The sequence below is a fragment of the bacterium genome, from assembly GCA_016699045.1.
In the GTDB taxonomy this organism is placed as follows: domain Bacteria; phylum Babelota; class Babeliae; order Babelales; family RVW-14; genus AaIE-18.
Genome location: CP064957.1, coordinates 1324311 through 1347930, shown reverse-complemented (window position 1 = coordinate 1347930; position 23620 = coordinate 1324311). Strand labels below are relative to the sequence as shown.

The window sequence follows — 23620 nt, the reverse complement described above, 5'->3', positions numbered from 1 at the left end:
TTTTCATGTTTGCACGATTTGTATTTTCATTCATAGTTCTCTTAACATCCGCCACTCCCATTCTTGAAGCAAAATCATATTTAGGCTCAAAAGATTTAGCGAACAAAACGTATGATCATTTAAACATCATCGGCTCAACAAAACTTACTAATGTTGCCGTCACCAACTTAAGCATCACGGGACCATTGGTATTTAGAGATTTAACGGTGCAAGAAAAGGCACACTGCACTGGCAATGTTAGCAACAAAAAAGGCTTTGGGAAATTCAACAAATTGAGCGTCGTCGGGGCAACTTCGCTCAGCAATATCAAATGCAAAGACACGCTGTCGCTTATCGGCACAACGGTACTTACTGAGGCAACAATCGAAGGTAACGCATCAATAGTCGGTTCAACCACCTTGAAGCACACCAACATCTGTGGTACTACCACCATTACCGGCCCTTGCAACGCTTTTTACTCTTCATTTACTTCGCTTGACGTTACCGCGCCAAAAGTAATGCTTACCAGCTGCACCGCAAATACCGTTACTATTAAAAAAAATACCAGCACCAATTACCACCACTCATCGCTTACATCATGGATCACCAGCTGGTTTCCACAACGTGCCCCTGAAGAACAAACGTTGGTCCTTGATGGCGAAACAACCATCAACGGCACTATTACCTTTGAATCTGGCAAGGGCATTTTGATCGTCAACGGCGACAAAGTAAATATTATTGGTGATGTTGTTGGTTGCGTAAAGCGACAATAAAAAGGCCGTTCAAATCCTTCGACAAGCTTCCGACTTCGCTCTACGAGCTTCGACGGACAAGCAGGATGAAGAATTTGAACGGCTTCTTGTTCTCAAAATCTGAGCTCATAAAAACCCTTCCTTTGCATTTTCATCCAAAATAACAACGATTTATATACGATTTTCAACCAAAATAGTACTATGAATGGCACATTTTCAACCATTTTTATCTAAAAAAATCAGAATAGAGCGAATCTGTCGACATAATCGTAATTAAAAACTCAAACTATAATTGCTCTTTTTTATCGCAAGACTAATAATACTTCTACGACAATCAAAACAATAATAACTAAACTTAAAAACTCTTCATGAATCGTGTCGAGTCGATCTTGATAAACCGTGTACAAATCTTTGATAATGCCTAACTTGCGATTGATAGAATCGCGCCATTCTTTAATAAAAAATCGATCAACTAAAATGGCATAAAAATTAGAAAAATAAACGTCACCCGAGGACGTCACACTATTTTCTAAACGCTCAGTCACTACCGAAATATCAACGCGCAATTTTGCAAGGCGTGAAACGGGCAAATCAACTTGGCTGCTCATAAATGGAATGTAGGCAATCAATGGAATTTTATAGGAACTTTGGGCATAAAAATAATTAAGTTTTTCGTCCAACACACGATCGAAATACTGCAACTCAAGTTTTTCGATACTGGCCGATTCCAAAAACTCCAGCGGCTCAAAAAACTCATCGTCATAAATAAGCGCGGCATTGGTATCAACAATAATCATGTCTTGGCCATAATAACTAGTCGTTGCAGAAAGTACTTCAGTACGTTGATGTTCTGACAACAATTGCATTTCTAAACGCAAAAGCGAAGCAATTTTTTGACTGTTTTCTTCTCTAAACTGCTCAGCAGTAATTGATGCAATAGGCGTAATTTGTATGGCAACATAGACACCTTCAAGGTTGGCAAAATGTGGTTTGTTTACCGCCGACTGAATATGGCCAAAAGCTTCTGCTGCAGCGTTTTTGCTCAACACGTCAAACTTTTTTTTAACGGCACCAACCTTGTGCTTTAATGCTTCAAGCGATTCTTCAAAGGGCACACGATAACAAAAAGAAATTACACCAAAATTATAAACTTTGCGAAACAGACAATGCCCACCGTCTTTTTGTAAATCTTCTGCTTCGTTTTCATCTTTAAAACGAAAAGAAAGCGGAAGATGATAGTTCTTAAAAAAAGGCGAGAGTGGTATGTCTGCTATTTTAACAAAATTCTTTTTTCTAATAGTTTCAAGATCAACATCATCGCCAATATCGTACACATAAAAAAGTAAGATATTGCCAGACACTTTTAACATTGGAGATTGTTCTGATTCCATCAACGTTCCTCTCTTTTTTATTATAACAATGCCATCTGTTGATCCGACAACTGCAACACACGACTAATCTCAAAAGAACGGCACCCAGCCGCCCAACCTGCTTGCAAATCAAGAAGCTTATCGCCAAACATCAGTGAGGCAGTTAAATCAATATCATGTTCAACTGCTGCTTGTTGCAACATGCCGGGCATTGGTTTGCGACAACCGCATGATTGAATATACGATTGTATCACGCCAGCTTCAGGATGATGCGGACAATAATACCAGCCATCAATCACAACGCCCTGCTCACGCAATAATGTATCCAAGTGCGCATGTGTTTTTTGCACAAATTGCTCATCAAAAAAACCTCGCGCAATACCAGACTGATTAGTAATCACGATAATTTTATACCCTTTATTTGCCAACAACCGACATAAATAAACAGCTCGCGGTATGAGCACAATATCATCAAGGCTTGCCAAGTAATCGACAAAATCAATTATGGTACCATCGCGATCAAAAAACGCTGCTTTATAAGATCCTTTAAAATTCTTCATGTTCTCCAGTCTACCATAAGGAAAATTTTTGACACTGATATTCAAAACTACTCTTGATCATACAACGGCGTTGGCATAATGCCAGTTTCTCTAAACCGCTGATAACTATCAAGAAATCGATGCGCAATTAAAATTGCTGGCCGCGAGCCACCCGCATACTCAAGCAATACAATCAGCACCAACGGCTTTTCTTCTTTGTACTCAAAAAAACCGGTCAACCATGCATGCTCAAAGTGTTCTCGTTGCGTCTTTTCTTTATTCAAACTACACGTTTGCGCCGTTCCCGTCTTTGCAAAAATTTTAAAATTCTTAAAATGTCGCAAGCGCCATACCGTTCCTTTTTGTACTGCTGAATACATCGACTGCCGCAAGAAATCTAACACGGGTGCTGAAACATTCAGCTCCTCTCGCTGAATTTCTTCACTTTCCAAAATACGCGGCTTAACTAAAAAACCGGTACACACCGCACCATACATTCGCGCAATTTGCAGCGGCGTCACTAATAAATAACTTTGCCCAATAGAAACTGATAGCGTATCGCCCGGCCACCAGCCCTCGCCTTTCATTACTCGTTTCCAATGCGATGTTGGCACTAACCCAGATTTTTCAGGCAACAAAAAATCAGTTTTATAGCCCAAACCAAACCGACAAGCATAATCAGCAACCGTATCTATCGGCAAATGTTTTGCTGCCTCAAAACACAAAATATTGCACGAATGCGCCAGTGCATCTTGCAACACCATCGTCCCATGCCCCCAACGACGCTGACACAAAAATTTTCGCCCACCAAACCGAATAAAGCCTTGGCAGTTAAACTCCGACTCAGTCGTAAGCACACCTTCCTCAAGCCCTGCCGTCACTGTCACCAACTTAAATGTTGAAGCCGGCGGATATAGCGCTGCCGTTGCACGATTGAGCAAGGGACTATGAACCGTAAATTTTTCTTTCCATAACGATTCAGAAATAGGCTGTACAAAATGATTGGGATCAAAATTTGGATACGAAGCCAAAGCGCGTATGGCACCAGTTTCCGGATCCATAACAATCAATGCGCCTGTCTGATCGGACTCAAAAGCTGACTCCGCCAAACGCTGCACCGCATAGTCTAAAGTTAACGTTAAATCTTGCCCGGCTTGCGCATCACGCCGTTCGCGTTGACGGAGAATACGGCCAGTCGAATTAATAACTGACATTTCATAACCAAGTTGGCCACCCAAATCTTGATCGAACAATTTTTCAAGACCATCACAACCAACATTTTCTACACGACTCAAGTACCCAACAATGTGACTCGCAAAGTTTTTGTGCGGATAATAACGTTCAAAACGACTTTTAATAACTAAGTTAGGAACCTGTGAACACTGCTCACTAACTTTGCACAACTGCCCAAAATTAACATTTTGCTTCAACAAAAAAGAACGCGCATACCGCTCTGCTTTTTTAAGACCTTCCAGTAAACCAGCTAACTGACTATCAGCATCACCAACTACCTGCAGAACCTGCTTAACAATTTCTTCTTGATACTGAGAAAAAGAACCTCCCAGACCCTGCCAATAAAGATCAAAAATAGGTTTATTTGCCGCCAAAAGCGTATGGTTGCAATCATAAAAATTACCGCGAATGGGTAATATCGTTTCAGTTTTCAAAAAATTACGTTCACCAAGCTTGTTGAGCAAAAGCCACTGATCAACTTGCAAGTAAAACAATCGCAACAACAATATGAGGCAAAAAAACAAAAAACCATAAACCAGCTGCCATAACCGGGCCCGCCGCGCATGGCTCATTTTAGCACGAATTGGCATAGTGATTGATTCCTATTTGAAAAGGATACGTCTCAAAAAAAGTAATAAATTTAAAAAAATGAAACTTTGCTCAAGAATACACCACAACCAACCCCGCAGCAATGACAAACCAACTTGTGTGGTTTTAAGAAGTGAATGAGCTAAAAAAAAGCTCGTGAAATTCAGGAGCTTTTTTTATTATGTAACCACTCAACAAATTTTTTGACCGCCAACAAACGATGTGCAAAAAGATGAAAATTATCATCATGCTGCATTTGTGCACACGTTTTGTCTGAACCGTCAGGCAAGAAAATATCATCAAACGGCAACCGGGGATGCGCATCAAAGACAGGAGGTTTTACAACGCGACCTTTACACTCACCTTCAAAAGCATGCATCACTCCTTGACCATCAACGTACATCAAATACAAAAAATAACGCAAACGATCGCCTGGCTCAACCAATTTAAAAATTCCTTCAAAACCAATCCCTTGAAATAAAAATTTAGTCATGGTGCCAGGAAATTTGTGGTACTTATCAAAATAAACGCCGGCATCGTCAATCAACAGTGGCTTACCCAACAAATCCCATGCTTGCTGCGCCTTGTAGACAGCGATAGCATATTGATCATCAGTTTGCTGCTCTTGAAGATCGATATCAGCTTGTTTGAGATCAATTTCTGGCGCATAGTTTTTTAAAAAGCGCTGCACTTCTTCAAACTTACCGGGATTGCCGGTAACATAATACAATTCGTAACTCATGAAAATATCTTTCGTATACTTTTTTAATGACAATAAAAAAGGGCCCCGCCTAATGCAGAGCCCATTTTTCATTGTAACCTTTTTAGATTTTTACATCAAATGAAAGCTCTTGCTTTGAATCTCTATTTTTCAGTTTAAGATTGAAATGATACCTGAAATTTTCAGTTCTTACAAAAAACACCTTATTGACCGATGAACCGGGTGCAACGATCAATCGTGAATTATTACTAATCACACGATTATTAAAATCGTTGTCTAAACTTGTATTAGCATCGCTTGATTTCACGCCTTCAACACCCGCAACAATTAACAAAGGCCATATAAACAAGCCGGGCAGACCCCACAACACCGTTCTTTTAACCGTGTTAACGTGCAACGCTTGCGCAACATGATGCTGATCTTGAATCTGAAGATTGATAGATTTTGCATCAAAAATATATGTCTGATTACTCGAATTTTCAATGCACAGATGAATTGGCTGATAGCCCTTGGCAACAGCGTGTCTGCTGAAATAGAAATAAGATTCATCATTGGTAAGCGCTTGAGCAGCTACGCGTACATTTTCTTTTTCACAACCAATACTTACCGGCTTACTCAATGGATGTGACGCATACTTTGCGCAGCCAGCAAATAAACTAATCGCTACCAGAACTACAAAAACAAAGTGAAAATTAGTATTTAATTTTTTACTCACAAGAGATCCCCCTCAATAGAATTTTTATAACAATATTTATAGCGCCGCTGGATAGACATAATTTATATAAATATTTCAAATCGTCACATTAATACTACTCGAATAATCAATAATATGCAACCGACAACGCCACGACTTACATAGCTTGAATATCACTACGATCCAGCACCTTATCCACCGTTTACTCAACCAAGCAAGTCATAAATCATCTTGTGTAGTACCTAAAAGGTCATTACACTGACAGATAATCATCACAACATTGCTTTAAAATTAGTCAGAAAGACTTGAATATGGCACATGATAATCTGCCGGCAAACCTTTGCACAGCACAAAAACATGCTTATGAACCGAGTGATTTAAGTATAAAAAATTTTTCAAACAGAGGTTGAAAGTCAGGAATATGGCGCATGCACTTTTACGATGAATAATCACGCCATCTTGTTCCGCGTTGCAAAAATCACCCCAACCAAAGTTGGTCAATTTGTTACCATCTGGAAGCGCAACCAGGCCGGCATAACCGCCCCGCACGATTTGGCAGACAACATCGATTTTTTTGTTATCAGTGTCAGAAACGGCGAACGACTTGGACAATTCGTTTTTCCAACAAAGATACTTGCCGAAAAAGACATTGTTTCAAAAAATGATAGTGGAGGCAAACGTGGTGTACGCGTGTATCCAGCTTGGGATGTGGCGGATAATCCACAAGCAAAAATGACACAAGCGTGGCAACTGGCTTACTTTTTTTGAAATCAAAAAAAATGAACCGGTCAACACAGCTCGTGTCCAAAAATTATTTTCCTCACACCAGTAAATCAAAAAAGGGGCTCCACAAAACGTGGAGCCCCTTTCCATAAATTCTATAGAAAAATAAAAACTATTTTCCTGATCGACGCATTGGCGCTGACGGTGAAGAACCATCTTCTTTTTCGATAAACGTAATCGCTTGTCCAATTTTATTGGCGCGACCCGTTCTACCGATACGATGTATGTAATCTTCATGCGTTTGCGGCAAATCGAAGTTGATAACGTGCGAAACGTCGTCAATATCAATACCACGTGCTACCACGTCGGTTGCCAACAGAATTCTAACCTGGTTATCTTTAAACTCAGACAATGCTTTTTTGCGCTGTGCCTGTGTTTTGTTGCCATGAATCGTAGCAATTTTAAAGCCACGATCACGCAAGCTCTTTGCCAACTTGTCTGTTGAACGCTTGGTTCTAACAAAGATAATAACTTTGGTAAATTCTGGCTTGATCAACAAATCATGCAATACTTCGATCTTATCTTTTGGATCAACGGTAATAACATCTTGGTTGACGTTTTCAGCAGACTGACGTGTTTTAACGCTGATTGAAATAGGATTGCGCAAAAACTTATCAATGACATCTTTAATTTCTTTAGAAATAGTTGCTGAAAAGAACAACGAATGACGATCTTTAGGAAGCTTTGCAAGGAGATACTTCATATCGTTAATAAAGCCCATATCAAGCATGGTATCAACTTCATCAAGAACGATAGAATTATAACGATGCAATCTTAAATGGCCATTTTGTTCCAAATCTTTCAAGCGACCAGGTGTGCCAATAACAAACTCTGGATCTTGTTGCAGCGTACTCATTTGCTGCCTGATGTTCAGACCGCCAATGCACAACACCGAAAAGAAGCCAGTTTCTTTAGCAAAGTAAGCAAGCTCATCTTGAATCTGTGCTGCTAATTCTCTGATTGGCGTAATAATCAACACGCGATTTGTTTTCTTGGTTAACAAATTATTAACCAACGGAATCAAGAAAGCTGCTGTTTTACCGGTACCGGTATTAGCTGTGCCAACAATATCTTTACCCTCAAGCATAAGCGGTATCGCTTGATCTTGAATAGGGGTTGGGGTAACGTATCCACGAACCTTGATGTTTTTTTTAAGCTGTTCTTCGATCTGAAAATCTGCAAACGAATGCTTAGAAACATACACTGGCGCCGATACTTGCTCTTCAACTTTACGCATAAAATCTGAAGGATTAAACTTTTTGATCGGACGTCGTGACGATGAACCACCTTGTTGCGGACCTCGACGATGAGATAACGATGATGAAGAGGAAGGACGAGAACCAGGCTTGCTTGTTGTTGAACGAGATGATGGTGATTTAAAAAACTTCTTTTTGCCGACCGGTTTTTTACCGGATGAATCTTCGGGCTTATCGTAATATGACATAAATTCCTGAAAGTAATGAAAAGAAAAAAGGCCTGGCCACAAAACAAAAGTAAGTGTGCCCGACAGGGTTCGAACCTGTGACCTACGGATTAGAAATCCGTTGCTCTATCCAACTGAGCTACGGGCACATAAATGGTCGGGGCGGCCAGATTCGAACTGGCGACCCCTCGCTCCCAAAGCGAGTGCGCTACCAACTGCGCTACGCCCCGACAAAATGCGCTTATTTCTTTTGCGTGTAACAGCAAAAACTAGGCTCTGTGCTTTTTGCTAGCTGGGGTGAGCGACGGGGCTCGAACCCGCGACGTTCAGAACCACAATCTGATGCTCTACCAACTGAGCTACGCCCACCATGTTTAGCCACAAGGCATATTCAAAGAATACGACCCTATTATATTTTGTTTCAGCACAAAAATCAAAAAAACTTTCATCTTTTTTAAAAAAACTTCACTTTTTGTCACAATCGGGCGTTTACAAGTATTTATTAATCGTATTATTCAGGCAATTAGTGCAACTGTTGAAATAACTGATTAAGATTTTTTTTAACATCAATTGCCTCACGTTCAAGCCATTGAGCAGCCCTAAAACCCGCTTGTTTTCGTTGCTCGGCATGAGCTAAGAAAACAACTACCTGCTTTTCTAATTCATCGTAATTGGTAACTTTGACCAACGCTCCACACTGTTCCAATCTGTCGGCATGGTCCTGGCAATTGGCATGATACGGCCCCACCATGCACGGCTTGCCCCACACGGCAGGCTCAAGCAAGTTATGCCCGCCAACTGGCACAAATGTACCACCAAGAAAGAAGATGTCTGCCAACTGACACAAACTAAATAACTTACCCAGCATGCACACTGAAACAATGTCATACTGTTCAAAAACGTTTTCAGCAATTTCTTGGACCGGGTCAACCGCCTTATTGAGCTGCGCACACTGCTCATCCCACACCAACGACGCGTAGCCCGTTGCCTGTACTTTGCTGCGCAGCTCCGGCAGCCAATTGAAATGGCGTGGCGCCAGTATCAATTTTAAAGATGGATAGAGCGGCTTGAGCGCAACGAAAAGTTTTAAGTAATAGCCAAGCTCCCCAGGATGAACAGAGCCAACCAGCAAGACGGCAGAACGCTCTTTAGACAAACTCGCACTACGCGCTTCTTGCTCTCGCTTGGCAACCACGTTGTAAGCCTTTATGTTGCCCAGGACAGAAAGTTTTAATGGCTCAACGCCCAATTCCTTAAACGCTTGAACATCTTCTTCACTTTGCGTAAAAATATGAACAAAACTATTAAGCAAGGGTTTATATAAAAACTTCACAGAGTGCATACGTCTTTTGGAGCTTGAATTGACGCGAGCGTTGAGCAAATACAAAGGTACCTTGAACCAACGAGCCAGCATAATGAAATTAGGCCACAGATCCCCCTCAACAATAAGTAATGCCTGAGGACGAATGCGGTTAAACGCCATCATCATGGGAATTAAAAAATCGAAGGGCAAAAAACTCACCACGTCAGCATTCAAAAATTTACGCGCCATTGCCTGCCCACCAAGCGTGCCCGTCGTCACATAACAAACGGCACCAGGGTGCTGTTGTTTTAGCTGCACAATTAATTGCTGCATCGCCAAAATTTCCCCAACCGAAACAGCATGCAGCCACAATGATTGCTGCCCAGGCTTTACGCACGGCACAAAACCAAACCGCTGTGAAAAGTTGCCAAAAACTGATTTCCCTTTAAAAAAACGAACAATCAAGTAGACCCCAACAAAAGGCACTGCGATTATTTGTAGGCATTGATAAACTAGCGCTATAAGTACAAGCATCATAGATAGTTCCTTATATCAAATAAATTTATGAACAAAGCAGCCTACCATATCAGCTCTTTTTTGACTACGCAGACAATAAAAAAAGGCTCTCTATCGAAAGCCTTTTTTTAGTTTTTTAATTGAGCTACAAAACTTATGCAGTAAGTGTTTTGAATCGTATTGAATCTAAAAACTCTGCGCGACCTTTGCAAGCATACACAATATGCGGATTGGCCGGCGGATAGTCACTCGCTTGAAAAACAAATGAACGACCATCAGCTGTAAGTTCAACATCTTTCTGCGGTTCAACAAGCGTTAAACCAAGTTCACGAGCTCTAATGCTAAATAATGTTTGATCGTGGCGCCCCCAGCCAAAGCCGAGTGGCCCCGATCCATCATCTTCAAAATTCTTGATATCTTTTGTCAATTCGTAAACCGATAATAAATAATCTTGATAAGCTTTTGTGCAACTCTTATTAATGCCTTGTACACTCGCATTCAGATTACAACTATGCCAAATATTTTCACGTTCAGGCGATTCCAAATTGAACATTGACATTACATGTTGTGTACAATGTGCCCGAATAGAAAACAGAACATTTTGATTGTCAACATACCACGCTTGGTCTGCTAATAAAAAATAGCCGTTGTCTTGAATATAGCGAAACACGTCGTCAAGCGGTTTAAGAACCACCGCGCCCGCATCAATATATAAAACATAATCGAACATATCGAGCGCCTGTTTTATAACCACCGGCTTCCAGGCATACCAACCAGGAGCAGATTTGCCTTGTTCTGTTGTGGTAAAACGTGTTAACAAATCAGGATTGACCATGTCGATATCATAGACTTTTACTTTTTCAATCGTATTCAACATATCGCGTTGTTCTTTGGTAAAACCAAGATCAAACACGGCAATTTCTTCTGTTTTATCAAAATTTGTTTTATGAATACTGCCAATTAAATGCGCAAGAAAAATAAAAAAATCATCATCTGCGGCAGTACAATAATACTGCTTATCACTCAATCGCTTCGTATCCAACGCAGTCACTGACCGACCAAAAAACAATGTTAATAATGCTAAACAAATATATTTCTTTATCATCATTTTACCTTTTCTACTTCAACAGGATTGTCTGTTAAATAATGTTTTTTCAGAAATGACAGCGCTTTCTTTCGCGTATCAACCTGCACAGGACGCGCTTCACGAGCAAGGGTCAAAATGTTAATCATATTAACACAAGCTTGCACTTGAATATCGGCGCCTAAGCTTTTCTGTTGTTTTTCCTCCCAGCTTTTTTTGTTATACTCCTTCTTTTTGCCATCTTTTTCAATTACCAACTCATCATCTTCGTCGTCATCCTCGTCATCATCAAACAAGCCATCATCTTCTTCTCGCTCAGCCTGCGCTAATTCTTCTTCTTGTTTACCTGCAGCGCCAAACAAGCGGCGCCAGAAACTCTTTTTCTTTTCTACTGATTTACCGGACTTTTTATTTGCAGCTTCTTTCTTCCCGCCAATATCTTTCACTTCTTGAACGGTAATATGGTGCTTCAGCGAACTTTCTTTGCCAAAAAACTCTTTAACCCATTTCATTTCTTTGACAGGCACAATTTTTGGTTTAACAATAAAATCTGGTTTAATGCCGATAGCTTGCAACGAATGTTCGTCGGGAAGATAGTACAGCATGGTTGTTAGTTTAAGCGCGCAGCCATTTTTAATTGGAATAAGCTCCTGTACAGAACCTTTACCAAACGTTGGAATACCAACCAAAAAGACCATAAGCTTACTGTTCTCATCCTTTTGTGCATGATAACGCAAACAACCAGCCAAAATTTCAGCAGCAGAAGCTGCAAAGTTATCAATCAAAATAAAGATCGGCACAGAGCTGTGTAAAATAGGATCAGTGTGCGTTTTGTACTCAGTAATTATAGTACCCTTGTTATCTTTTGTTAAAACAACCGGCGAATTCTTTGGCAAGAAAAGCCCTGCCATATCGATAGCAGAATCAAGAGTACCGCCTGGGTTACGACGCAAATCGAGCACAATTCCTTTGCAGCCACCCTTGTTAGCTTTTTCGAGTAATTGCTTGACCTGCGTTGCCGCTACCTCATTAAAAATTGAAAGCGAAACATAATAAATATCGAGCTCTTTAAAGAAATAAGACAATGATGTTTGATCTTTAATGATATCACGCGTAACGATGTATTCACGCGGTTTTTTCTTACGAATGATTTTTATTTTTACTTTAGTTTTAACTTTACCTTTAAGCTTGGCAATCACTTCGTCAGATGACAAACCTTTTAGTTTTTCGCCATCAACTTCAACAATTTTATCACCAGACTGCAACCCTGCCTTGTGCGCCGGACCACCTTGTACCACATCAACGATCGACAAGGCATCATCATCAGGCGCCTTGGTAATAACGCTCACGCCAATACCAGGAAATTCGCCAGAAGTTGATTCTTTAGCATCTTTATAACTCTTAGGCCCAAAAAATGCTGAGTGCGCATCAACTTGCGCAACTGCTGACTTTAACGAATCTTGAATAAATTTTTCAAAATCAACTAAGCGAAATGACTTATCCTCAATTAAACTAACTACCTGCGAATAGGTCTGAAACCATTTGTAGATATCGCGCTCATTATTCTTGGGATCTTTCTTAGTGCTCTTGGTAAGCTTTTTTGTCTTGGCCCCAACACGCGTTGACGGCTTTTTGCTACCAGCATGCTCTTGCACCGCTAAAGCAGGCTTTTTTGTTGACCCCGCCTGCACGGTATTTTTTTTACCTGACACTGCTTTACGCGCAAGAATTGGCACCTTTTTTTGCTGCTGCTCAACCTTTTTATGGACTATTTTTTTTGCCGCAACAACTGATGGCGTATTTGCTTGCAATGACATGGTTAAAAATAAATACATCACAAGAATAGGTATTTTCTTCATTTTCTTTTCTCTCCTTTGCAAAAATTACTAAAAATCTTACGCTATTCTTATGTAAGCTTAGACCAAATATTACGGAAGTCTAACTCATTTATACTATCGATGAATCCTATGAATACAGAAAATAGACCACCAGAACTCAGACAAAATGTCCTTATTGTGACAGGCCTTTCAGGTGCCGGAAAAACAAGTGTTATGGAAGCACTTGAAGATCTTGATTTCTATTGTGTCGACAATTTACCGTTACCATTGCTATCAACTTTTTTAAACTTAACGCAAAAAAAATCAAGTCTTTTTCATAACATAGCACTCGGGATTGATGCTCGTGGCGAAGAGTTTTTGCATGCCTTTACGCAAGAACTCACCAAACTTAAAGACATAATCAACACGAATGTAAAAGTACTTTTTTTAAATGCTAACGAAAAAACATTACTGAAGCGCTTTCAAGAAACACGTCGCAAACACCCACTTGCTCAAGGCATCGATGTCACACAAGCAATTAAAAAAGAAAAAACAATCCTTGAACCAATTATCGAAACAGCCGACATTATTTTGGATACCGACGATTTTAACATTCAAGAATTGCGCCGCTGGATACGCCAATCTTTTTCAGGCGAAAAACAACGCCACGTTTATGCCAACATTATCTCGTTTGGTTTTAAATACGGCGTACCACCAGAAATAAATTTATTGTACGACTTACGCTTTTTGCCCAATCCATACAACATTCTTTCGCTCAAACATTTTACCGGCAAGCAACCAGAAATTACCAATTATCTTTTCAAACAACCAACCGTCATTGATTACTGGAATCGCTTGCATGATTTTTTACAATATTACTTAAAAAAATATCATGAAGAGGGGAGATTTTTTGTCACGATTGGCATTGGATGCACAGGTGGTAAGCATCGATCGGTAGCTTTTGTAGAAAAACTGGCCAAAGAACAATGGGATAATGTAACCTTTCTGACAGAACACCGTGATATCGGAAAGGAATAAAAAAATGAAAACCAAACATTTTATTCAAGGCACCCTACTCATCATGCTGGGTACGGGAATGACGCACTACATCATCTCAAACCCCAACGGCCTGCGCGCACAAAAAAAGCTCAGTCAAACACTTGCCCTTGAGCACAATAAAGTTGACAGGTTGAAACAAAACATTGCAGCCCTAGAACAAGAAATAATCGCTTGGCAGGAAGATACCATCCATCGAGAGCGCATCGCCCGCCAAGACCTACATATGAGCTATACCGACGAAATCGTTTACTTCATCAAATAGGCCCTGACATCTGCGCAAAACTGTGCTACAATCACCATCAATTAAGGCAATAAATGTACGGATCCCCTTAACAATGTCAGGCTGCTAATGATAGATGAAAAAAATTTGACCACCGCAACGCATAGTGAACATGCCGAACCAAAAGAACATGAGATTCGCGTTGAAAAAGTCAAACAGATGCGCGCTGCTCAGATTGAGCCGTGGCCAAGTTTTGAACCGGTTACCGCAACCACCGAACAAGCTCTCGTCGATTTTCAAAAAACATCCGACGAAACTAAACAGTTCTCACTTGCTGGCCGCTTGATGATCATTCGCGACCATGGTAAAACTTTTTTTGCACGGCTTCAAGACCGCGATGGACAGCTCCAGCTTTACATCAAAAAAGATATTGTTGGCGATCAGTCATTTGAGCATTTCTGCAAAGACATCGATCTTGGCGATATCGTGTGGGTTACCGGCACACTGTTCAACACCAAAACGGGCGAAGTCACCATGCGTGTTGAAACATTTAAATTGTTAAGCAAATGCCTGCATCCATTGCCAGAAAAATATCACGGCTTGGTTGACGTTGAACATCGCTACCGCCAACGCTACCTCGATTTAATGAGTAACCCTGAAAGTCGCGAAAAATTTAAAAAACGCTCCGGCATTGTACAAGCAATCAGAAGATTTTTACAAGACCAAGATTTTATGGAAGTCGAAACACCAATGCTCCACCCCATTCCTGGTGGGGCTGCTGCTCGACCTTTTGTTACCCACCACAACGCGTACGATATGCAACTCTTTTTGCGGATTGCACCAGAACTTTATTTGAAACAATTGGTGGTCGGCGGCTTTGAACGCGTTTTTGAAATCAATAGAAATTTCAGAAATGAAGGCGTTTCCACCAAGCATAATCCAGAATTTACCATGCTTGAGTTTTACATGGCCCATGGCGATTATCATACCGGCATGGCGCTGACTGAAAAACTCATTCAACATGCCGTGTTGCAAAACTTTGATTCGCTGATTATTGATTATCAGGGCAACAAGCTGGACTTTACCGCACCGTTCAGACGTCTTTCCATCAAAGACTCATTGATCGAAATTGGCGGATTAAAACCAGAACAAATTACCGAAGAAAACATTGATCAAACAATCAAAGAGTTAAACGTTCACGTGCCTGGCAAACCTAACTATGGCATGAAAATTTTTGGGCTCTTTGAAGAATGCGTTGAAGCAAAAATTGTTCAACCAACTTTCATTATCAGCTATCCGCTAGAAGTTTCTCCATTGGCAAAGCGCGATCCTCAAGATCCAACCATTGCTGCCCGCTTTGAACTTTTCGCAATGAGCATGGAACTTTCAAACGGCTTTACCGAGCTTAATGATCCTTTTGATCAGGCAGAACGCTTTAGAGCGCAAGTACAAGCCCGAACCGACGGCGACAGCGAAGCGCATCATTACGATGCAGACTTTATTAAAGCATTGGAATACGGCTTGCCACCAACGGTTGGCGTTGGCATTGGAATTGATCGCTTGGTTATGTTACTGACCAACACCAACTCGATCAAAGATGTTATTCTGTTCCCAACCATGAAAAAAGCAGCACACAAAGAATAAAACCAACAAGGCCATCAGTTTTTTCTGATGGCCTTGTTTCTATTTTTTACTAAATTCGGGTACACTTTCTTTTTCATCAATCAATATCTTGATAGCTTTGCAGTCACTAAAAGGAACCCATGGAGATAGTTGCCACCCCACCATCACGCAAAAAAAAACGCGAGCACGATGTTCTCATCATTCAGGGAACAAAGTATTTATGGCAACTTAAAAAATCAGATACTGATGCGGTTCGCGCTATCAGCGTTACGCACAACATCAGCAACGCCGTTGCACAAGTTTTATATGCGCGCGGCTACCATGAAAACGATGCAATTCGCTCATTTCTTTTTAGTTCGTACGAACACGATGTCCCACACTCAAGCCTTTTAAAAGGGGCTCATGCAGCAACAGCACGCATTCTGCAAGCAATTGAAAAAAAAGAAAAAATCTTAATTTTTGGCGACTACGACGTTGATGGCGTTACCTCATCTTCACTCGTATTGCTCGGCCTGTTGCCACTTGGCGCACAGATCAATTTTTTCTTACCAAATCGTAAACGCGATGGCTACGGCCTTTCAAGTAAAATTGTTCAACGAGCCAAAGAAAATGGCTACAGCCTCATCATTACCGTGGACAACGGCATTACCGCCATCCAGCCGGCTCTTGATGCACAAGCGCTGGGCATTGATCTGATTATTACCGACCATCACCGTCCGCATGATCACGTGCCTGAAGCACTCGCGATCGTCAACCCAAACCAAGTTGACTGCCCGTATCCATATAAATCATTGGCGGGCGTTGGTGTTGCCTTCAAAATTATTAGCATGATTTACGAACAAAAAAATCTTACACTGCCCGACAAAGTTTACGAACTTTTAATGCTGGGCACCGTTGCCGACGTAGTACCCATGCTGGGCGAAAATCGTTACTGGGTACGCTATGGCTTAAGCAAAATTAACAAACAACGCAGCACAGCCATGAATGTGATGACTGCCAACAGCAAGCTCACTAAAAATGTTTTGGGCTCGCTCGATATCGGTTTTATGGTGGCACCACAAATTAACGCGCTCGGCCGGCTTGACGATTGCCGCGAAGCCGTCAAATTTTTGATCAGCTCAGATTATGCAGAAGTACAACGCATTGGCGAAATTTTGCAAAGCATGAACGAAGAGCGTAAAAAAGTTGAGCAACGCATTTACGGCGATGTTGAAGGCGCTATTGTCCAAAAACAAATTAACCTTGCACAGGAAAATATTATCGTCGCAGCACACAACCAGTGGCCAGCAGGTGTTATTGGCTTAGTTGCCGGTAAACTCATGCACAATTATGGCAAGCCTACCTTTTTATTTCATCACGACAAACAAAATCGAATCCTCAAAGGTTCATGCCGCTCAATTCCAGAATTTGACGTTTTTGATGCTCTGCACGACAGCAAAGATCTTTTAATATCATTTGGCGGCCACTCATGCGCTGCCGGCCTAGCGCTGGCACAAGACAACTTGCCCGAGCTTAAAGTACGGCTTGAAAAACGCGTAACCGCTATGGTTGCGCCCAAAGATTTGCAACCCAAAATTGTCATTGACGCACATCTTGAATTGCCAGAAGCCTCCAAAAAATTAGTTACTGATTTAAGCATGCTTGAACCATTTGGCAACGCCAACCCACAACCGGTCTTTTTAATAAAAAACGCAACGCTACTCAAAGACCCGACCCTGCTCAAAGATAAACATTTAAAATGCTCTATTTTTTCTGAAGGCATGATCAAACCAATTATCTTTTTCAATCGTCCCGATCTGTACACACTCTTGCTAGAACTTGGCGATAAACCATTCAGCGTTGCCGCGTACGTCGTTACCAATGAATGGCAAGGAAAAACAAGCATTGAGCTGCAAGGGTTAGATATTAGCGTGACATAACCCCCTCTCCTGCGCTATGGTATATTTACCACAAAGTATGAAGTACTTTCAAAAAGGAGATATCAATCATGATCAGAAAATTTTGGTTATATTACGCTACAATGACACTTGTTCTTCCCACCAATCTTAACACCGTCGTATTTAGAGCAGACGGCACTCAGCCAGTCAATATCGAATTTAGCCCTACTTTTAAAAACGTTCACTATCTTACCGAAGAACAAACAGATGACCTTGACACAAACTTACGAACAGAACTTGAAAGCTTTGTTTTTGGTGAACAAACTCGTGGACACCGGCCAGTGATACTGCCACAAAAAACATTTTTTATTAACAACGACACACTCGTCAACGCACCAACCGAATATCCAACGCCCTACAGCACCATCAGCCAACAATATCTTTTGCAAGCCAACGAATTGCATACAGCAGGGATAGAAACATCTGCATTTATAAAACTTTCTTTTGATGTTCAGCAAACATCATTTGAACTTGATCCATTGTACAAAGGCCTTGCCAACATGGTTATCAAAATAGGACATACCACGATCAACGAATTGACAACGTTTCAAGAAAATCTCCCAACATACTACAACGCATTTTTATTTGCAGAAAAAACAGGTTGGAACGACCATGCTTTTTTGAAACCATTTTATTGGGATGGCGTACGAAACATCGTCATCGAAATTAATGCACAAAATTATTCAACGCCAGCACAAGTAAGCGTTAGCCAATCGCTTACTGATTTTGTTTCAAGTATTACGCAAGAAACACCAGATCTTGAATGTTACTATCAACGACCCAACATTAAAATTACTACGATTACAAGCAAAATAAGCCAACCACACCGAGTAGAAAAACTCCACGCCTTCTCGCCAGCATCTCAAGCCGACCACCATTGGGCTCTCGGCAACGATAATATTTTATATTACTGGGACAACAAAATATGGCATCAAATCATAAACGAAAAATTTTCTAATGCCATCGATTTTGTTAGCGTACCATCAAAACGGCTTGTGTACTGCTTAAATGAATACGGCCAATTATTTACCGGCCTTGACTTCGGCAGCAACACACAATGGGAAGCTTTTCCTACCGATCTTACCTTTGCCGAACTAAAACTTTTAGGCAATGCAAACATTACTGGGTTAGCACAAAATCGGCACGATGTGTATCAACTCAAAGACGGCTACTGGAAATTTGTAAAATCATACACAAAAGAAAGATCGCTTAAATCAAAACAATAATAAGATATTCTGAAGCCTAGCGACTTAATTTATTCAAATTGCCAATATATTGCCTTCGACCTTCCCGCTCGATTATTCTAATAATCGATCATGCTTATGAGCATGAAAATCTTTTGGGGAAAAGATTAGGAAAGGGCGGGGGATGATGATACGTACATATCTTAGCATATTGTTATTATTGCTGGTCAGCTTCAAAAAACTTTCAGGATACCAACTTGATGAACGATTGGTCATTAATGAAAGCATAGCCAGCAGCATTTTTACCGAACAACCACATACTGAAGTATTTGAAAAGCGCGCGGACGCATCAAACAGTTCTGTGGTAAAAATTGAAGGCATACAAGCCTACAAAACAGACATATTGCAAGCTTCTCAAACACAGCCAGTCATTCTTAAAATTTTTTCAAATAAAAGCTCTGAATCGCAGAAAATGGTACCTGTTTATCAAAAGGTTGCCGACAAATTTAATACTCAAATCAAATTTGCTTCAATGGACTTGTTAAGCGACCAAGACACAAAAAAAGAAAACTACCAAATTATCTTTAACTTGATGGCGATGCTGCATATCAAGCAAATGAATATGCCTATTTTTGTCTTCTTTTTTAAAGGCAATCTTCATCTGCCAGCCCCGATCATTCAGGGCTTTTTAACGGCAGAAAATCTTGAAGACCAGATTAAGCAGCGTTTTCTAACCCCAAAAAATTCCTAATCTGATTGGTACAAATAAACAAGGGCTCTGGTAAAAAACACCAAGGCCCTTGTTTTATTCAAACTCAACATCGTCCCAAAATTCCCATGATGGATACGGCTCAACTTTATCGTAGTCGCTAAAAAGATCTTCTTTCATATAAAGACCCAATTTGGGCAACGTTACTTTTTCAAGCAACCACAACGCCGCTTTGAAATCATCGCGATTATTATCGCGAACTACAACGTCAGCTTCAGGATCTTTTAGCACCATTTCTAAGGTGGCCAACATAATTACGGCACGCTGCATGCCACGCTTTTGATTTGGACTTGGGATGTAAATTTTACGTATACAACCACGCCAATGATCGCGTTGCGAATAAGCACCCTCTTCTTTAACGCCACCAGCAACTACTTCAAAAGGAAATACGCCCTCGCGCTTTGCATGTCGCTCAGAATTTTCATTATCCGTTTGCCAATAAGCACTTTCTTGTAAACATTCCTGCAGTATGGTTGTTGGCATAACGGTACCAGCATCATGGTCATTTTGATATTTTTGTACAAAACGCGTCACAATTGGCACATAACCCCGCGAACTTTTACTTTTCGCAATATCACAGGTAAAAGCATAAATACCGCTGTTGGTAGCAGTACTAAACCAATTAGTGCGGTATGGCTTGCCATCAAGGGTAACATACTCACCTCGTATCGGCAGATTAAAGAGAAACCCACCCATACGAACCGCCTTATCAACAGTCTTTTGTTGCCAACGTTCAAACAACGGCTGAACAACATGAAACGTACCAGCACTATAACGTTGCACAAAAAGTGGCACGCCAAAAAATTCTTCTTGTGGCAACATAAGCTCTCGCTGGCTATCTGGCTTGGTAAACATTAAATTGCACAGCTGGGCATACCACGATGCACGCAAAGCACGCACCATCGGCGCCAACAATGGCTCATTTTTACATTCAGCTGAAAATTGAAATAACAATCGCACCGTACGGTCATACGTTGTAGGCAGAGTTAAGTTTAAACCACCCTCAACATCTTTCATGCGCTGATCAGGCAAAACGCAACCAACATCACGCCACATATAATTAGTCAACTCATGCGAAAGATGATTGGTAAAATATTCTTGCAGCAATTGAGAAAAATGCCACACGCGATTAAAAGAAAATTTTTGAATATTCAGATATGATTTTGAAAGGCCATAAACACACTCTAAGCTTGCAACTTCATGCGTCATCTTATTCTGAATATGTTGATTAAAATAACTATTCACTTTACTGGCAGTAGCCAAAACGTGCTCGTGCAAAATCGGCGTTAACGCTTCTAAATTAATCCCTTTCAAATCGCCTTCTTTGCGTTCAATTATCATTTTGCACAACACCAAACGAATAAGCGATTCAAGCTTAAGCGCCAAGCGTACGCGCATCGCCGTATCTTTTTTTAACATACAATGCAATAACTCTCCGCCACTAATAAAATCTTTGTACAAACTCTGTGCCACATTAAAATCAGGGTCAAGAAGCGCCATTTGTTGAATGAGATAGTTAATTCGTATATTTTCTCGCGATGACCGCGGATACATACTCATAAAATCTATAAAGACAACATTCTCAACACCTTCTGTTTTAAGCTTGTTAACTAAATCATCAAGAAAATAATTGTACGGCAACGGCAAACGAATGCCTTCAAAAAACATCATTTGCTCGGCTTCAATATTTTTCAAGCCTTCAGATTTTACCGTTGCAAGCGTGGTAAAAAACCGAATCTCAAGTGGATTTGAACGGTTAAAAAGATAATGAGCCCCGTTATATTCAAAAGTAATCCAGTTGTTTGTGTTAATTTTTTTAAGCAAAAATAAATTGCGAATAAATGATTCATCAGGCAATTCTGGAGCATAAATACGCTTATCAAAAAAACCATTTTTTCTGAAAATACCATAAACGTACTGTACCTTCTTTTCATAAAGATCCACCAACGTACCAAGATTGTCTTTGACAAACGTTTGAAGATTTTTGAAATCGTCAACAGAACATTCCGTCTGCGCATCAACATATACCAAGCCATCAGGCTTGTAGGTAAAATGACTCATTTGTGCGGGCAGATCAGCAATATAAATATTCTCTTTAAATTGAAACACTTCGGCCAACTGTGAAGAAGAGTTATCAACATGACCAAATCGATCAACACGATCGCCAAAACGCATCCAGTTTTTAATATTGCCCAGCATAGTGCTTTTACCCACACCATCAACAAAGCTACAAAAAATATATGCTGTTTTTTTTTCATTAACCGATTGTAACGTTTTAGCAAACGACTTTACAAACGCCTGTGCATTGCGCGTTACTTCTTTTTCTTGTTTAGTAAAAATTTCAATTGGGTAAGTCAGATCAGGACCAATAAAAAACCTGCGCAATGGCAAGCCTGAACGAATAACATGCCGCGCCGCTTCGATAGAAAAAAAAATATCTTGCGTCCCTGCAACCTGCTTATTTCCAACCCGAAAAGCTGATTGATAAAGTTTTTCCCAAAATCTAATCAGCCATTCAAACGTATCGTGCGGCTCTTGGCGCATGACCGAGTCCATAATTTTTTTTTGTGCATTATCAATCAGGCCCAGAGCATCGCCAAAAGCATGTTCCTGAAAAATACCGGCACGGTCATCGAAAATAGCAATATTTTCTGCGTTGATGTGTGTATAAACCGACTGCCAATCGCCCTGTATTTTGAAAATGTCTTTAAACAAAAACCCAGTCATAAAACCAAACCGATTATGCAAGCGCAATGACCACCCCGCTCTATTTTTCACACTCGCTTCATCGCTAATTTTTGCTTGACGATAGTCGGTATAATAATTTGGCACGGCATTTTCTTCGTAACCCAAAATAACATTACGGCCCACCAAATTAAAACCTTCATCCCGCAATCGACTTTCAAGTTGATCAAAACTATGCGAAGTATAACTCAGCAAAAATGGGTGGTACTCATGCACATACCGACCTTCAGGGCTAAACTCATAATTTTGAATAAAACTTTCTAAAAATTTTTTATCAAAAGAAGCTTTGTCAGCAGATAGATTCTCACCAACGCCAAACAACAAAACCAGCATACAAAGCAACATGCGTAAATTCATGACATTCCTAAAAAGTGTTCTTCGTAGGCGCGACGCTTTGCTTCTTCATCATCACCACACCAATCTTCAATGTATTGCAAATCATCAAAACCAACTTTTTTCTTAAGTAACGAGATAAGCTCTTTACTCGTACGCATAACTTCCTGATAATCAGTTTCATAACTCGTAGCACGTAATTTATCACTCACAAATTCAAGCTCATGATAATAACGCTCAACAAGACCTAAATCTTTAAGCAAAATGCCTTCATTAAATAATTTAATTAAATAATCAAAACAAAGAGCATAAAAATCTGCTATAATCGTATCATCGAATTTTTTAATACTATCAATCAGCGGACGCATGGTACGCTTGGCAAAAGGCCCCGCGCATTCATAAAAATCGTATTCTAATTCACGAAAAAATACTTCATTGGTATCGCTATCAACGCGACTGTTTTTTAAAAATTGATTCAGCAACGCACACTGATCAACAATGTGTTCCCAGTACAAAACGAGGTTGAATCTTTTTTGATCATCAACAAAATAAAACCACGGCCGCTCAGTAAAAACATCAACAATATCCCGCAATGCCTGAGCTATTTGCGCCGGCTTCATCGCTAAAAAAAAGCACTCGCGAATGACAAAAACTTTTGGATAATATTTTTCAAGATAATCGGCACAAAAATTCAACGTACGCTTAACGTGACGCAAAGTACCATCTTCTTTTTCTACAAACGAAGCAGCCTGCTCGCTATTTTTCAACTGCACAAATGCTTGATCTTGCAACAACGAGCCCAGCCCTTTAAAAAATTCCTGTTTATCAAAAAGTGGCAGTGCTACCTCTGCCTGAGGCGCGGCAACTACCGGCATCAAATCAACATTATTAGCCTGACTTGAAGTTGCGCCATGGACACAAGACACCCAATAAAAAGCGATCACCATC

19 protein-coding genes and 3 tRNA genes are annotated in these 23620 nt (G+C 40.4%); 8 read left to right on the top strand and 14 right to left on the bottom strand.

Annotated elements, in window-relative coordinates; genetic code table 11:
* Nucleotides 1–5: 5 nt before the first annotated feature.
* Entirely contained in the window at nucleotides 6–752 is a 747-nt protein-coding gene (locus tag IPF37_06190) for a hypothetical protein (protein QQR49109.1), read from the top strand.
* 281 nt (nucleotides 753–1033) lie between these two features.
* Here the strand turns inward: IPF37_06190 and IPF37_06185 are convergent, their stop codons facing one another.
* The 5 genes from IPF37_06185 to IPF37_06165 form a co-directional block, all read right to left on the bottom strand.
* Complete coding sequence (locus tag IPF37_06185) at nucleotides 1034–2122, bottom strand: hypothetical protein (GenBank protein QQR49108.1); 1089 nt, start codon at nucleotides 2120–2122, stop codon at nucleotides 1034–1036.
* A 20-nt stretch (nucleotides 2123–2142) separates the two neighbouring features.
* Nucleotides 2143–2661, bottom strand: a complete 519-nt coding sequence (locus IPF37_06180; protein ID QQR49107.1) for an HAD family hydrolase — start codon at nucleotides 2659–2661, stop codon at nucleotides 2143–2145.
* Between the two features lie 47 nt (nucleotides 2662–2708).
* Entirely contained in the window at nucleotides 2709–4463 is a 1755-nt protein-coding gene (gene mrdA / locus IPF37_06175) for a penicillin-binding protein 2 (GenBank protein ID QQR49106.1), read from the bottom strand.
* A gap of 161 nt (nucleotides 4464–4624) precedes the next feature.
* Nucleotides 4625–5203: a hypothetical protein gene (locus IPF37_06170; protein QQR49105.1), complete on the bottom strand. Its 579-nt coding sequence runs from the start codon at nucleotides 5201–5203 to the stop codon at nucleotides 4625–4627.
* Nucleotides 5204–5285: 82 nt separating this feature from the next.
* The gene (locus IPF37_06165; protein QQR49104.1) at nucleotides 5286–5897 is read right to left on the bottom strand and encodes a hypothetical protein; all 612 of its coding nucleotides are present in this window, start codon (nucleotides 5895–5897) and stop codon (nucleotides 5286–5288) included.
* Between the two features lie 420 nt (nucleotides 5898–6317).
* On the opposite strand from IPF37_06165, the gene IPF37_06160 reads away from it, so the two are divergent.
* The gene (locus IPF37_06160) at nucleotides 6318–6644 is read left to right on the top strand and encodes a MepB family protein (GenBank protein QQR49103.1); all 327 of its coding nucleotides are present in this window, start codon (nucleotides 6318–6320) and stop codon (nucleotides 6642–6644) included.
* A gap of 127 nt (nucleotides 6645–6771) precedes the next feature.
* On the opposite strand, the gene IPF37_06155 is transcribed toward IPF37_06160, so the two are convergent.
* The 7 genes from IPF37_06155 to IPF37_06125 form a co-directional block, all read right to left on the bottom strand.
* A complete protein-coding gene (locus IPF37_06155) occupies nucleotides 6772–8103 on the bottom strand; it encodes a DEAD/DEAH box helicase (GenBank protein QQR49102.1) in 1332 nt (443 codons plus the stop codon).
* A 54-nt stretch (nucleotides 8104–8157) separates the two neighbouring features.
* Nucleotides 8158–8231 (bottom strand) — tRNA-Arg (locus IPF37_06150).
* A gap of 5 nt (nucleotides 8232–8236) precedes the next feature.
* Nucleotides 8237–8312: transfer RNA gene (locus tag IPF37_06145), tRNA-Pro, on the bottom strand.
* A 63-nt stretch (nucleotides 8313–8375) separates the two neighbouring features.
* Nucleotides 8376–8451, bottom strand: a tRNA-His gene (locus IPF37_06140).
* 154 nt (nucleotides 8452–8605) lie between these two features.
* On the bottom strand, nucleotides 8606–9922 hold the full coding sequence (locus IPF37_06135; GenBank protein ID QQR49101.1) for a hypothetical protein: 1317 nt from the start codon (nucleotides 9920–9922) through the stop codon (nucleotides 8606–8608).
* A gap of 133 nt (nucleotides 9923–10055) precedes the next feature.
* Nucleotides 10056–11006, bottom strand: a complete 951-nt coding sequence (locus tag IPF37_06130) for a hypothetical protein (GenBank protein ID QQR49100.1) — start codon at nucleotides 11004–11006, stop codon at nucleotides 10056–10058.
* A complete protein-coding gene (locus IPF37_06125; GenBank protein QQR49099.1) occupies nucleotides 11006–12844 on the bottom strand; it encodes a PDZ domain-containing protein in 1839 nt (612 codons plus the stop codon). Before IPF37_06125 ends, IPF37_06130 begins: the two co-directional genes overlap by 1 nt.
* A 99-nt stretch (nucleotides 12845–12943) precedes the next feature.
* On the opposite strand from IPF37_06125, the gene rapZ reads away from it, so the two are divergent.
* The 6 genes from rapZ (at nucleotide 12944) to traF (ending at nucleotide 19576) form a co-directional block, all read left to right on the top strand.
* Nucleotides 12944–13840: an RNase adapter RapZ gene (gene rapZ, locus IPF37_06120; protein ID QQR49098.1), complete on the top strand. Its 897-nt coding sequence runs from the start codon at nucleotides 12944–12946 to the stop codon at nucleotides 13838–13840.
* Nucleotides 13841–13844: 4 nt separating this feature from the next.
* Entirely contained in the window at nucleotides 13845–14123 is a 279-nt protein-coding gene (locus IPF37_06115) for a septum formation initiator family protein (GenBank protein QQR49097.1), read from the top strand.
* A gap of 87 nt (nucleotides 14124–14210) precedes the next feature.
* Nucleotides 14211–15725: a lysine--tRNA ligase gene (lysS, locus tag IPF37_06110; protein ID QQR49096.1), complete on the top strand. Its 1515-nt coding sequence runs from the start codon at nucleotides 14211–14213 to the stop codon at nucleotides 15723–15725.
* A gap of 119 nt (nucleotides 15726–15844) precedes the next feature.
* The gene (gene recJ / locus IPF37_06105; protein QQR49095.1) at nucleotides 15845–17623 is read left to right on the top strand and encodes a single-stranded-DNA-specific exonuclease RecJ; all 1779 of its coding nucleotides are present in this window, start codon (nucleotides 15845–15847) and stop codon (nucleotides 17621–17623) included.
* Nucleotides 17624–17691: 68 nt separating this feature from the next.
* On the top strand, nucleotides 17692–18867 hold the full coding sequence (locus tag IPF37_06100) for a hypothetical protein (GenBank protein QQR49094.1): 1176 nt from the start codon (nucleotides 17692–17694) through the stop codon (nucleotides 18865–18867).
* Nucleotides 18868–19009: 142 nt separating this feature from the next.
* The gene (gene traF / locus IPF37_06095; GenBank protein QQR49093.1) at nucleotides 19010–19576 is read left to right on the top strand and encodes a conjugal transfer protein TraF; all 567 of its coding nucleotides are present in this window, start codon (nucleotides 19010–19012) and stop codon (nucleotides 19574–19576) included.
* 54 nt (nucleotides 19577–19630) lie between these two features.
* Here the strand turns inward: traF and IPF37_06090 are convergent, their stop codons facing one another.
* Complete coding sequence (locus tag IPF37_06090) at nucleotides 19631–22696, bottom strand: hypothetical protein (protein QQR49092.1); 3066 nt, start codon at nucleotides 22694–22696, stop codon at nucleotides 19631–19633.
* Nucleotides 22693–23619, bottom strand: coding sequence for a hypothetical protein (locus IPF37_06085; GenBank protein ID QQR49091.1), 927 nt, complete (start codon nucleotides 23617–23619; stop codon nucleotides 22693–22695). Before IPF37_06085 ends, IPF37_06090 begins: the two co-directional genes overlap by 4 nt.
* Nucleotide 23620 lies beyond the last annotated feature (1 nt).